A 12,827-nucleotide genomic window follows, 5' to 3' on the forward strand; every position below is an offset into this window, starting at 1 on the left:
TCTCCCCTAACTTCCTGGTTTGCAGACATTGTAGGCTTCGTGGGATATAACTTTTTGAGGAATCAAGAAAGTGCCACAATCTTCGCAGAGCATTCTGTAGTTTCGTGTTACAGGGATACTGATAATGAAACGGTTGTGACGGAGGCGCTTGCCGCCAAATTCTCTGTAATTCTTGTGGGTGACAGTAGTAATGATGGCTCGTGCCTTTACTACTACATAATCAGGGAGTCCTCGTAAATCAATGACATCCTGGGCAAATGATGCCTCCCATTCCAGTTTTTTGTTTCGTTTTTCTGCGATCGCCAGAACTTGATGATCCTGTGCCTGACGCTCTTGCGTGCAGCGATGGCACGTTTTACCATATCCTTTGTGACCGCACGGAAAAATCCGTTTTCTTTTAGCCATATAGCACTGGTGTCGGGTTTGACCAACGCCCCTGAATGCTGCTACCGCACCAGTGATGCTTCCCGGCTTCGAGGCAGTCCTACAAGACGCAAAATCTATCCCCTTTCATAAATAGCATTGTAACTTTACACGATCGAATAGCTTTGAATTGCTAAAACCCTTAAGACCTAAAAAATTAAAGTTCTGTGTCTAGATTTTCTTATACTCAACTACTTTACTGCTGTGCTTTGTTTGTGGCAATCAGCCTCGCAGCTTGTCACCAAAGGGGAAAACAGATTCAGCTATTAACTCCGCGTTTGGCTCCTTTGCCTCAAGATCCTTTGCTTCAGGTGTATTTCAACCAGTCGGAAAGTTCGCTCTATAAGGAATTTTACCGCGAACAGACTAGATATGGAGATGACTTTGAGAAGCTAATTGCTGATGCGATCGCGGGTGCCCAGTTGACGGTGGATGTGGCGGTGCAGGAGTTGCGATTGCCTGCGATCGCGCGAGCAATGGCTCAGCAACAGGCGGCGGGGGTGAGGGTGAGGGCGATCGTGGAAAATACATACAGTCGCCCTTGGAGTGGTTTAACGAAGGATGAGGTGCGCCAATTGCCACAGAGAGAGCGCGATCGCTATAGTGAATTTATCCAATTGGCGGATGCTGATAAGGATGGGAATTTAAATCAGGCGGAAGTTGTCGATGGCAAAAGTTTGATCGTGACTTCGGCTAATTTTACACCGTCAGATATTCATGGAGACTTCGGGGTAGCGACAAGTCGAGGCAATCTTAATAATTTGTTGAAAATTGAGAGCGGGGAATTAGCCCAGCTTTTTACTCAAGAATTTAACATGATGTGGGGAGATGGGCCGGGGGGTAAGCCAGATAGTAAGTTTGGGATTAAAAAGCCGTTGCGATCGGTACAGCAGATTAATCTGGGAAATGTCACTGTTGCCGTGCAATTTTCGCCAACTGCGAAAACTGTTCCTTGGGAAAAAAGTAGTAATGGTTTAATCGATCGGACTTTGGCAAATGCTAGAAAGTCGGTTAATTTGGCGCTGTTTGTATTTTCTGCCCAGCGTTTGGTGAATACTCTGGAATATAAATCTCAAGCAGGAGTAGCGATTCGGGGATTAATTGACCCTAGTTTTGCCTATCGCTCTTATAGTGAGGGGTTGGATATGATGGGGGTGGCGCTACTTGATAATTGTCAGTTTGAAGCTGAAAATCGACCTTGGCAAAAGCCGATCGCAACTATGGGAGTTCCGCAATTGCAGGAGGGCGATCGCTTGCATCATAAGTTCGGGGTGGTGGATGGAAAAATTGTCATTACTGGTTCTCATAACTGGACTGAGGCCGCTAATTATGGGAATGATGAAGCCCTTTTGGTGATTGAAAGTGAGACGGTGGCGGCCCATTTTGAACGGGAGTTTGAGCGTCTGTATCAGAATGTAGTGTTGGGTTTGCCACGCGCGATCGCGCAGAAAATTGAGGCGCAAAAGCAACTGTGTGCAGCGCTACCTAAGTCTGATGGAAAAATGGTTAATGCTGCTGAGAAGAAGTTAGTGAATTTGAATGTTGCTAATCAGGCGGAGTTGGAAACTTTGCCAGGAGTGGGGCCGAAATTAGCTCAAAAGATTATTGCCGCGAGAAAGCAACAACCTTTTTCGTCTTTGGAAGATTTAGATCGGGTTCCTGGGGTTGGAAAAAAGATGTTAGAACGGTGGCGCGATCGCGTTACTTGGTAAAGTAGAATTTAATAGCTAATTTTAGGTTTGTCAGGGTTTTTTATTGTAGAGTGTCTTGACTTTTAAGTTAATATTTGTTACAATAATAAATTGTAGAAATAGGACAAAATATATGTCTCAATCTGTGGCAGAAATTGCAGAAGTTGTTGAAGAAAACAAAGAAAAATCTGTAGAAGAAATTGTGCAAGAAAAGGCAGTCGATCCTTCATCAACTTTGACTTTTGAAGAGTACCGTTGTTACCAAGGTGAATCCGGTGTAAAATATGAACTGTACAAAGGAAAATTGATAACAATGGCAACAGCGACAGCTTTACACACAGCAATCTGCGAATTTTTTGTTTACAAGTTGCAGCGCTATCTAGCTGAGCATAATCTTGAATTAGTAGTAAAAACTTCTGTAGGAGTAAGAACAGAGAATGACACATCCCGCATTCCTGATGTCGTTGTTTGCACTCAAAGTTTGTGGCAACAAATTCTTGAGCGACCAGGTTCTGGCATACTAGATTTGAGTGAAACACCGCTATTAGTAGTAGAGGTGGTAAGTAAAGATCGGCGGGCTGATTATGTAATTAAACGAGCAGAGTATGAATTAGCCAATGTGCCGGAATATGTGATTTGCGATCCTGCTAAAAATAAACAGCGAGTCAGGGTTTTGTCATTCCCTGAAGGTGAAGAGAGTTATACGCAGGTGGATTATTTGTCTGGTCAAGAAATGTCATCTTTAGTATTCCCCGATCTAATTTTATCTGTTGATGAAATGTTAAATCCGCCATTGGTTGAGGAGTTGATTAAGGAAGAACAAACTCGGTTACAGAAAACTGAACGTTTGGCGGCAAAGTTGCGAGAAATGGGAGTCGATCCTGATTCTGTATAAATGAAAATTCGTGGTCATATCACGTCTGGCTAATTGACCATAATTCCTGTCGGTACGGGTTAGCTAATGTCTCTACGTAAGTGCAAGAAATCTAGAAAACCCGCCTCAGATTTACGAAATTGGATGAAAGTAGAAAGCTGCGGCTAAAACAATGTAAGTTGCCAACAGTAGGACTCCTTCTAACCAATTAGAACGACCATCAAGACTGATCAAATTAGCAATTGTAACAGCGATCGCAACGGCAATTACTTCAAAAGGATTGAAGTTTAAATCCATTGGTTGATTAATTACTAACCCAACTAAAACTAAAATCGGCGCTACTAACAGGGCAACTAACAAACTAGAACCCATTGCCACTGAAACTGATAAATCCATGTTATTTTTCATTGCTACTCCCACCGCAGTTACATATTCTGCCGCACCGCCAACTAGGGGTAAAAGAATTACGCCTGTAAAAAGTGGTGTCAAACCTAGACCTTTTGTAGTTTCTTCCACAACGCCGACAAAGATTTCTGATTCAAAGGCTACGGCAATTGTTGATATTACTAAAACCCCAACCCACAGCCACAAATTGGGTTTATGTTCTGCGGATTCTGTAGCGCCATCGTGATGATTTTCTGATTCTAATTCTACTAATCCGACTTCGTAAAGATAGCTGTGAGTTTTCAAGGAAAATAGCAGCGTTAAACCATAAACTGTAATTAACACAATTGCTGCTATTAGCGATAGATTGCGAATAGCTGATGGCTCTACTCCATTTGAAGTATAGATTACCATTGTCGGTAACAGAATGGCAATCACGGCTAGAGTCATAGTGGAACCATTCACGCGGGCGATAATTGGCTTAAATTCTTGTTCTTTGTAGCGGATTCCTCCTAATAGCATTGAAAGTCCCATAACCAGGAGTAAGTTACTGATAATAGTTCCGGTAATGCTGGCTTTAACAATGTCAACTAAGCCTGCTTTTAAGGCAACTAAGGCGATAATTAATTCGGTAGCATTGCCAAAGACTGCATTTAATAAACCGCCAATAGAAGGGCCTGTGGTGATGGCAACTTCTTCGGTTGCAGTGCTTAACCAAATGGCAAGGGGGACGATGGCTAAGGCAGATGTGATGAAAACTGTGAGGGTACCCCAATGTAAAAGGTCAGCGGCTATGGAAATGGGAATAAAGACTAACAGAACTATAGAAAGTATTTTTTTGATTGACATAACAAGGCTGATGTGTTAATGAAGGGAGTTATTAGTTTGACTGGCTAATCGAGTGTGCGATCGCAACTTAATTCTCCCCTATTTTGTCAATGCAATGATTAAGTTTTGCCTTAACATCTTCAGTAAAGGGCTTTTGCTCTAAATCGCACCCCTAACCATCAGTGACCAATCATCCAAGGTCGTCCCCCTCGGTGTTCGCGATTCCCCTGCGGTTTTGGTTCCTCAGAACGCTTAATCACTTGCGGTTCCTTATTTTCCTCAGCTTTCAATCTCAACTTTCCAGTTAAAATCATCGGTGGCGAAAAGATACGTTTAGCAACCGTTTCGCAGGTAGGACAAACCACAGGACTATCTACTTCTGCAAGAGCCCGCCATTTCTCAAATAGACCGCAAGTTTCACAGCGAAAATCGTAAAGAGGCATATTTATTTTGACTTTGAGATTTAGGATGTTAAAAGTTTAATGATTCACAAAATTTCCTCGTAACGCCGCCCTCTGGGTGGTCGATTTACTCGCCCAGAGGACGGCGTTACGTTTGCCGTGTTTTTACTACTAATTAAGACGGCAAAATATCCATGTTAAAAATTTCCGTCGGGATAGCAATAGTACAGCAAGCATTGGGAATATCAACTATACCACTAATTCTACCTTCAACAGGAGCGCAGCTTAACAACAGATATGCTTGTTCGCCAGTAAAGCCAAATTTTTTCAGATATTCTATGGCATTCAAACAAGCTCGCCGATAAGCAACATGGGCATCCATATAATACTGCTGACCCGTAAATTCATCAACAGAAATACCTTCAAAAACTAGGTATTCAGAGTAGCGGGGTTCCACCGGGCCCGGTTTGAAAATTGGGTTGACCATCCCGTATTTTTCCATGCCACCTTTGATGATATCAACGTGGAGGTCAATATAGCCAGACATTTCAATTGCACCGCAGAAGGAAATCTCGCCATCTCCTTGAGAAAAGTGAATATCTCCCATTGAAAGTTTCGCGCCTTCTACATAAACTGGGAAGTAAATTCGGGAACCTCGCGACAGGTTTTTAATATCACAATTACCGCCGTGTTCGCGTGGGGGAACAGTCCGTGCGGCTTCTGCGGCTACTCTTTCAAATTCCGCACCTTTTAACGATCCCAAAACTGCATTTTGGGGGTTAGGAAGCGCTGCTAAAGGCGGTACTCTATCGGGATTTGTTGCTACCAGTTCGGATTCCCGGCGATTCCATGTATTTAGCAATTCTTGAGAAGGAGCACAGCCGATTAAACCAGGATGAGTAATGCCTGCAAATCGGACATTAGGAATGTGTCGCGAACTGGTATAAATCCCCTGTAAATCCCAAATTGCTTTAGCAGCAGTTGGAAAATGTTCGGTTAAGAATCCGCCCCCATTCTCTTTAGCAAAAATCCCTGTAAATCCCCATTCATCTCCTTGTAAAGCTCCAATATCAAGGAGATCGACAACAAGAATATCCCCAGGTTGTGCGCCGTTAACGTAAATTGGCCCGCTCAAAACGTGAACTACTGTTAAGTCTACATCGCGAATGTCATCGGGATTATCATCATTTTTAATTTGCCCGTCTGTCCAGTCTTTACATTCGATGCGAAATACGTCACCAGGATTAACAGAAGCAACTGCTGGAATATCTGGATGCCACCGATTATGACCCACTAATTCCTGTTCGGACATTGGTTTAGTCAAGTCAACTTTGAAGAGAACTTGAGGCATAGTCTGCACCCCTTTAATTAGTGATTTTTACATTGTATGGGCATCTTTGCCGATTTTAAAGTTGATAAATGTAACTTTTTTTACAAAATAAGTTTAATTATAAATAAGATTGTTTGAGATAATGATTATCATTACATAAATATCAATCTAAATTGCTTGCCTTTGGCTTTTTCCAAAATCAAGTATTAGCTAAAGAAGTAAGTGGGTTATAAAACTTATTTAGACGCGCTATAGATAAATTTTACAATTGTGATAGAGCAGTTATGGTATATTGGTCAATACAGTTCAGCTCGGAGATACCAAGAGGGAAAATCCATAAAAAATAGACACCCAGATTGCTTCGTTCCTCGCAATGACAATCTTAAGTGAACTCTATTGGTAGATGATTGATATTCGCTCTTTTAAAACTCTAAATAATTGATGACTGAAAATTTAGTCGGACAGGCTGTTAATAAATTGGTTGAGGGATGGCACGGCCATCTTGATTTAGTCTATGGGTATCGCCAGGGTGCTACTCAAATTATTCGCAATCAAGTACAAGCGCCGTTAAAGGTGCAACGTCCGTTTTATCCTGAAGGAAAAGAGGTTTGTCACAGCGTAATTTTGCATACGGCTGGAGGAGTTGTGGGAGGGGATAGCCTTTCGATGAATTTCCAGTTAGAAGCGGATGCTAAAACTTTAATAACTACTGCCGCCGCTGGTAAGATTTATCGCAGTAGCGGTTTAGAAGCTAGACAAAGTATTAGAATAAAGCTGGCTGCGAATGCTAATTTAGAATGGTTGCCGCAGGAAACAATTGTATTTGCTGGGGCGATTTACCGCCAAGATTTGCGGATAGAATTAGAGCTAGGAGCAAGCTTGTTGCTGTGGGAAATTACGCGATTTGGGCGCAGTGCTAGGGGGGAAAGATTTGTGTCGGGAGAGTGGCGATCGCACGTTGAAGTCTGGCAGCAAGGTCGTCCTCTGTGGATTGACAGGCAATTACTCAAGGGTGAAGAAATGCTCGAAAGCGAGCATGGCTTAGGGGGACACCCTGTAGCGGCCAGCCTCGCTTGGGTAGGGGAACCCGCAACTACGGAGATAGTGGAAAAGGTGCGTAGGCTTAGCCAGGGGGAGCGATCGCTGTGGCAAAATACTCGCCTTGCCGATGACGGTGATGGTGTCAGAACTCAGCCATCCGTAGGGGTGACGCGCCTTACAGATGGCTTATTGTGCCGATATCGCGGTTCATCAACTGCTGAGGCGAGACGTTGGTTTATTGCGGTTTGGCAATTGCTGCGGCTGGAAATGCGCGATCGCCCCGTTTGTTTGCCAAGAGTATGGCCAAGTTAGCATTATGTTTTTAGATTCTGGCACAAGGTTTAATTAATGTCAAGAACTAGATGATATAATATCATCAGATAATTATTGATTACAACAATATGCAAATAGTATCCCAAGAAAAATACCAGCAACTTCCGATCAAGATTAGTGAGGATAAGATCGCTGATTTTTGCCAGAGAAACCACATTAGTAAACTATCACTTTTTGGCTCAGTTTTACGGAGCGATTTTAGACCAGATAGTGATGTTGATGTGCTGGTAGAATTTATGCAAGAGAAATGCCCCGGTTTTTTTGGGTTAGCAGGAATGGAAATTGAGCTAACTGAAATATTGGGGCGAAAAGTGGATTTGCGAACTGCGGAGGAATTGAGCCGCTATTTCCGAGAAAAAGTTGTTAATTCAGCAGAGGTAATATATGTTTATAGATAATGAGACTCGTTTGCTTCATATGCTGGATGCAGCAAAAGAGGCTATTTCATTTGCCGAAAACAGAACCAGAAGTGACCTGGACACCGACCGGATGCTAACACTATCTTTGGTCAAATGTATTGAAATAATCGGTGAGGCTGCTGCTAATATTACAAGAGAGCGTCAGGCCGAATTACCACAACTTCCCTGGCCACAAATCATTGGCATGAGAAATCGTCTGATTCACGGCTATTTCGATATTAAACTCGATGTAGTATGGAAGACACTTACGGATGATTTACCGCCGTTAATAGCCGAACTTGAGAAAATAATTCCATCGGAGTAATAAAGATGCAACTAACACCACAAGAAAAAGACAAATTACTGATTTTCACGGCTGCTTTGTTAGCAGAGCGACGTAAGGAAAGAGGTGTAAAATTGAACTATCCAGAAGCGATTGCCTATATTTCTGCTGCCATTTTAGAAGGTGCAAGAGATGGTCGCACTGTCGCCGATTTAATGAGTTATGGTACAACTCTTTTAACGCGGGAAGATGTGATGGAAGGCATTGCAGAAATGGTACATGAAGTACAAGTTGAAGCCACATTTCCCGATGGCACAAAACTTGTCACCGTCCACGATCCAATTCGATAATAAATATAAGGAGCTTGATTATGATTCCCGGTGAAATGATTGTTGCGGATGGGGAAATTGAACTGAATGCAGGTCGTTCTGTTGTGCGAGTGATGGTAGCTAATACAGGCGATCGTCCCATCCAAATCGGTTCTCACTATCATTTTTTTGAAGTGAATGAAGCTTTAGAATTTGACAGAGATTTGGCTAAAGGAATGCGTTTAGATATTCCCGCCGGGACAGCAGTTAGATTTGAACCGGGAGATGAGCGAGAAGTTAATTTAGTGCCTTTTGTTGGGAGTCGTCAAGTTTATGGGTTTAATGGTAAAATTAACGGTCAATTAGATGGATGAGACTTTTACCAATTTAAAAATAAATGATTAGTAGGAGTGTAATTTCGATATGCCAGATCAAATTAGACTGTGGGAAATATCAAAGGATCAATTAAATGAGATTAATCAATCTAAATTAGACTTAGAATCTCGTTTAGAAACCTGGCTCGATAATGATATCTCAATCCTAGCAGACGATCTCTTGGTGATTGGCAGGCAAGTGATTACCGATCATGGTGGAAAACTTGACCTTTTATGTATAGATAGAAACGGAGATTTGGTCATTGTTGAGTTAAAGAAGGACAAAACAGAAAGAGAAGTAACAGCACAAGCCTTGGATTATGCTTCATGGGTTAAGGATTTGTCAAACGATAGAGTTACAGAAATTGCCAATAGTTATCTGTTCACTAAAAATGGTACTAATTTAGAAAATGCTTTCCGCGATCGATTTAACTCGGAGTTACCTGATGCCTTGAATGTTCAGCACAACATCATAATTGTAGCTGCACAGATAGATCGTAGTTCTGAAAGGATTATTCAATACTTATCAGAAACCTATGGTGTGAGAATTAATGTGGCAACATTCCAGTATTTCCGTGACTCGAATGGCAAAGAATTACTAGCAAGAAAATTCTTGATGGATATTGAAAGAAAGCTGGTAAATACATCAAAAAGAAATCTTTATTTAACGAAAAAGGAATTAGCTGAGATAGCAGATAGCAATGAAATTGGAGAAGTGTATAGGCTACTTTACAAAGAACTTATCCCAAAGATATTTTGGATGAATACAACAACAAAAGGTCTGGCATTAAGGGGGACTGGTAAAAATAGCCAAGCCATCTTAAATCTTTTGCTAACTGAAAGCAATTCTAATGATGGCCTAAAATTTAAGGTGTACACAGATAGACTTTCAAGTTATTTGAAAGTTGATCGGGAAAAGTTAATTGCTTTGTTACCTAACTATGAACAAATAGGGCAAGATGATAGGTCTGGTTCAGTTGGGGAAGGATTCTTTAAAACAGAAGAACAGGTTAACCACTTTGTGACCCAATTAAATGAAATGAGGAGTGCATTAATATGAGTTATAGAATGAATCGCCGCGCCTACGCAGAAACCTTTGGCCCAACCACAGGCGATCGCGTCCGCCTAGCAGACACAGAATTATTTATTGAAGTAGAACAAGACCTCACCACCTACGGGGATGAAGTCAAATTTGGCGGAGGTAAAGTCATCAGAGATGGCATGGGACAATCCCCCATTTCTAACGCTGACGGAGCCGTTGACACCGTAATTACTAATGCTTTAATCTTAGATTGGTGGGGAATTGTTAAAGCAGATATTGGCATTAAAAATGGCAAAATTGAGAAAATTGGTAAAGCCGGAAACCCCTACATTCAAGACAACGTAGATATCATTATCGGCCCCGGCACAGAAGTCATTGCCGGCGAAGGAACGATCCTGACTGCGGGAGGAATTGACAGCCACATCCACTTTATTTGTCCTCAACAAATCGAAGTCGCGATCGCATCAGGAATTACCACGATGATCGGCGGCGGCACCGGCCCCGCAACAGGCACAAATGCGACGACTTGCACCCCCGGCCCTTGGCACATTTACCGAATGTTGCAAGCGGCAGATGCTTTCCCCATGAATATCGGATTTTTAGGCAAAGGAAATAGCAGTCAACCTCAAGGATTAATTGAACAAATTAATGCCGGTGCAATGGGTTTAAAATTGCACGAAGATTGGGGAACGACACCCGCCACAATTGACACTTGTTTAAGTGTTGCTGACGAGTACGACGTACAAGTAGCAATTCACACCGATACACTCAATGAAGCAGGATTTGTGGAAGCAACAATTGCCGCTTTTAAAAATCGGGCAATTCATACTTATCACACCGAAGGTGCAGGCGGCGGACACGCACCCGATATTATTAAAGTGTGTGGTCAAGCCAATGTTTTACCATCATCAACTAACCCTACTCGTCCCTACACTGTTAACACATTGGAAGAACATTTAGATATGTTGATGGTGTGTCACCACTTAGATCGAGGCATCCCTGAAGATGTTGCCTTTGCTGAATCAAGAATTAGAAGAGAAACAATTGCTGCTGAGGATATTTTGCACGACTTGGGCGCATTTAGCATGATTTCTTCGGATTCTCAGGCGATGGGAAGAGTCGGAGAAGTGATTGTTCGTACTTGGCAAACAGCACACAAAATGAAAGTTCAGCGGGGACATTTACCCCCCCTAACCCCCCTTACCAAGGGGGGGAACAGACTTAACTCCCCCTTACCAAGGGGGGAAACATATTTATTAACCCCCCTTACCAAGGGGGGAAACGAGGGGGGGTTAATGATAATTTTCGGGCTAAGCGATATATTGCTAAATATACAATTAATCCGGCAATTACTCACGGTATTTCTCAGTACGTTGGTTCTGTAGAAGAGGGGAAATTAGCAGATTTGTGTTTGTGGCGACCGGCATTTTTTGGTGTGAAACCAGAAATCGTGATTAAGGGAGGTGCGATCGCATATTCCCAAATGGGAGATGCTAATGCTAGTATTCCTACACCTCAACCCGTTCATTCTCGGCCAATGTTTGGCAGTTTTGGCGGTGCTCTAGCCGCAACTTCTTTTACTTTTGTTTCTCAAGCTGGCCTAGAAAATGATATTGCTAAACAGTTAGGTTTGCAAAAGCAAACTTTAGCTGTTTCGGGGACGCGACAAATCACTAAAAGAGATATGAAACTGAATGATGCTTTGCCTCAAATGGAGGTAGATTCAGAAACTTATGAAGTGAGGGCCGATGGGGAATTATTAACTTGTGAACCGGCAACTATTTTGCCAATGGCACAGAGGTACTTTTTGTTTTGATGGGTGGTTGTTATTAACTCCTGGCGAATGGAATTCGCGGCTACACAAACTTTCTTCCGCCTGCGCAGACTATAGAATTTCAACCCGCGCAGGCGGGTTTCGTGTGTGTAGACGCGGTTTCAACCGCTTTGAATTGAGGTTCAAGTTTTTGTCAATGAATGGCTGAGAAATAACAGATGGAATATGTTAGGCTTATGTATAGAGAAGAGAAAGGGAGTCAAACAAAATGACAACTATCCAATCAATGACAACTGCAATAACATCCCTTTATGAACAGGATTTTTATCTGTGGTTACAGACAACTATCAACTTATTAAGAGAGGGAAAATTTGCCGAAATAGATTTAGAGAACTTACTAGAAGAATTGGAAAGTATGGGGAGAAACGATAAAAATGCTTTAAAAAGTAATTTGCGGGTACTTTTAATGCACTTACTTAAGTATAAATATCAGCCGGAAAAACAAACAAATAGTTGGGTGTACACTATTCGTGAACATCGTAAACGCATCCGAGATACCTTCAAAACCAGTCCGAGTTTATACCGTTTTTTTGAAGAGATTTTTAATGAATCTTATCAAGATGCCAGAGAACTAGCCGCAGATGAAACAGGTTTATCTATTGAGATATTTCCCCCAGAGTCTCCCTTTACTGGAGAAGAAGTTCTTAATCCTGATTTTTTACCGACTGAGAATGATATAATCATATAGTAGCTGCATTTTCAAAACAATGATAGCGAATCAAACCCAAAATTACATTTCTCCTGAAGATTATCTAGCAGGAGAAGAACTCAGCCCCATCAAACACGAATATATTGACGGACAAATGTACGCAATGGCAGGCGCTAGTGATGCTCATGTTACCATCGCCGGAAACTTATTTGCCCTGTTAAGAAATCATGTGCGAGGGACAGGTTGCCGCGTCTATATGGCTGACATGAAAGCCCAAATAGATACGGCTAATATCTATTACTATCCTGATGTGATAGTAACTTGTGATGCCAGAGATCGAGCATTGACAAATCATAAAAAATATCCTTGTTTAATTGTCGAAGTTTTATCACCAACCACAGAAGCTTTCGATCGCGGTGACAAATTTGCCGACTATCAACAATTAGAAACCCTCCAAGAATACGTTTTAATTAGCCAAAAGCGCCAACGTTTAGACTGCTTCCGCCGCAACACCGAGGGATTTTGGGTATTACAATTCTACTTTCCAGGCAGTGAAATTCACCTAACAAGCATCGACTTTCGCACTAGCATAGATGCTTTATATGAAGATGTCACTTTCGGAGATAATGAAGGC

Annotated in this window: 14 protein-coding genes and 1 pseudogene; 11 read left to right on the top strand and 4 right to left on the bottom strand. The window is 42.0% G+C overall.

What is annotated here, in order from left to right; genetic code table 11:
* Window positions 1–6: 6 nt before the first annotated feature.
* Window positions 7–405 carry a DUF7682 family zinc-binding protein gene (locus OSCI_RS00700; protein WP_007352912.1) on the bottom strand — a complete coding sequence of 133 codons (399 nt, stop codon included), beginning with the start codon at window positions 403–405 and terminating at the stop codon, window positions 7–9.
* A gap of 185 nt (window positions 406–590) precedes the next feature.
* On the opposite strand from OSCI_RS00700, the gene OSCI_RS00705 reads away from it, so the two are divergent.
* Window positions 591–2,135: a DUF655 domain-containing protein gene (locus OSCI_RS00705; RefSeq protein ID WP_234708680.1), complete on the top strand. Its 1,545-nt coding sequence runs from the start codon at window positions 591–593 to the stop codon at window positions 2,133–2,135.
* A 112-nt stretch (window positions 2,136–2,247) separates the two neighbouring features.
* Window positions 2,248–3,009 carry a Uma2 family endonuclease gene (locus OSCI_RS00710; protein WP_007352914.1) on the top strand — a complete coding sequence of 254 codons (762 nt, stop codon included), beginning with the start codon at window positions 2,248–2,250 and terminating at the stop codon, window positions 3,007–3,009.
* A gap of 111 nt (window positions 3,010–3,120) precedes the next feature.
* Here the strand turns inward: OSCI_RS00710 and cax are convergent, their stop codons facing one another.
* The 3 genes from cax to fmdA form a co-directional block, all read right to left on the bottom strand.
* Window positions 3,121–4,221: a calcium/proton exchanger gene (gene cax, locus OSCI_RS00715; protein ID WP_007352915.1), complete on the bottom strand. Its 1,101-nt coding sequence runs from the start codon at window positions 4,219–4,221 to the stop codon at window positions 3,121–3,123.
* Window positions 4,222–4,379: 158 nt separating this feature from the next.
* On the bottom strand, window positions 4,380–4,643 hold the full coding sequence (locus OSCI_RS00720) for an FmdB family zinc ribbon protein (protein ID WP_007352916.1): 264 nt from the start codon (window positions 4,641–4,643) through the stop codon (window positions 4,380–4,382).
* 133 nt (window positions 4,644–4,776) lie between these two features.
* Window positions 4,777–5,952 (bottom strand): formamidase, encoded by a 1,176-nt coding sequence (gene fmdA, locus OSCI_RS00725; RefSeq protein WP_007352917.1) that lies wholly within the window; start codon window positions 5,950–5,952, stop codon window positions 4,777–4,779.
* Window positions 5,953–6,372: 420 nt separating this feature from the next.
* On the opposite strand from fmdA, the gene OSCI_RS00730 reads away from it, so the two are divergent.
* From OSCI_RS00730 to OSCI_RS00775, 9 genes and pseudogenes are all read left to right on the top strand, one after another.
* On the top strand, window positions 6,373–7,284 hold the full coding sequence (locus OSCI_RS00730) for an urease accessory protein UreD (RefSeq protein WP_007352918.1): 912 nt from the start codon (window positions 6,373–6,375) through the stop codon (window positions 7,282–7,284).
* Window positions 7,285–7,373: 89 nt separating this feature from the next.
* Entirely contained in the window at window positions 7,374–7,703 is a 330-nt protein-coding gene (locus OSCI_RS00735) for a nucleotidyltransferase family protein (protein ID WP_007352919.1), read from the top strand.
* Window positions 7,704–7,722: 19 nt separating this feature from the next.
* Window positions 7,723–8,028, top strand: a complete 306-nt coding sequence (locus OSCI_RS00740) for a DUF86 domain-containing protein (protein WP_234708681.1) — start codon at window positions 7,723–7,725, stop codon at window positions 8,026–8,028.
* A 5-nt stretch (window positions 8,029–8,033) separates the two neighbouring features.
* Complete coding sequence (ureA, locus tag OSCI_RS00745) at window positions 8,034–8,336, top strand: urease subunit gamma (protein WP_007352921.1); 303 nt, start codon at window positions 8,034–8,036, stop codon at window positions 8,334–8,336.
* 20 nt (window positions 8,337–8,356) lie between these two features.
* Window positions 8,357–8,668, top strand: a complete 312-nt coding sequence (locus OSCI_RS00750) for an urease subunit beta (RefSeq protein ID WP_007352922.1) — start codon at window positions 8,357–8,359, stop codon at window positions 8,666–8,668.
* A 49-nt stretch (window positions 8,669–8,717) separates the two neighbouring features.
* Window positions 8,718–9,728 (top strand): endonuclease NucS domain-containing protein, encoded by a 1,011-nt coding sequence (locus OSCI_RS00755; protein ID WP_007352923.1) that lies wholly within the window; start codon window positions 8,718–8,720, stop codon window positions 9,726–9,728.
* Window positions 9,725–11,526 (top strand): annotated as a pseudogene (gene ureC / locus OSCI_RS00760) (urease subunit alpha). Before OSCI_RS00755 ends, ureC begins: the two are co-directional and overlap by 4 nt.
* A gap of 226 nt (window positions 11,527–11,752) precedes the next feature.
* Window positions 11,753–12,232 carry a DUF29 domain-containing protein gene (locus tag OSCI_RS00770; RefSeq protein ID WP_007352924.1) on the top strand — a complete coding sequence of 160 codons (480 nt, stop codon included), beginning with the start codon at window positions 11,753–11,755 and terminating at the stop codon, window positions 12,230–12,232.
* Window positions 12,233–12,251: 19 nt separating this feature from the next.
* A partial coding sequence (locus OSCI_RS00775) for a Uma2 family endonuclease (RefSeq protein ID WP_039961448.1) occupies window positions 12,252–12,827 on the top strand: 576 nt, incomplete at its 3' end.

The sequence above is a fragment of the Kamptonema sp. PCC 6506 genome (assembly GCF_000180455.1).
Lineage (GTDB): Bacteria > Cyanobacteriota > Cyanobacteriia > Cyanobacteriales > Microcoleaceae > Kamptonema > Kamptonema formosum.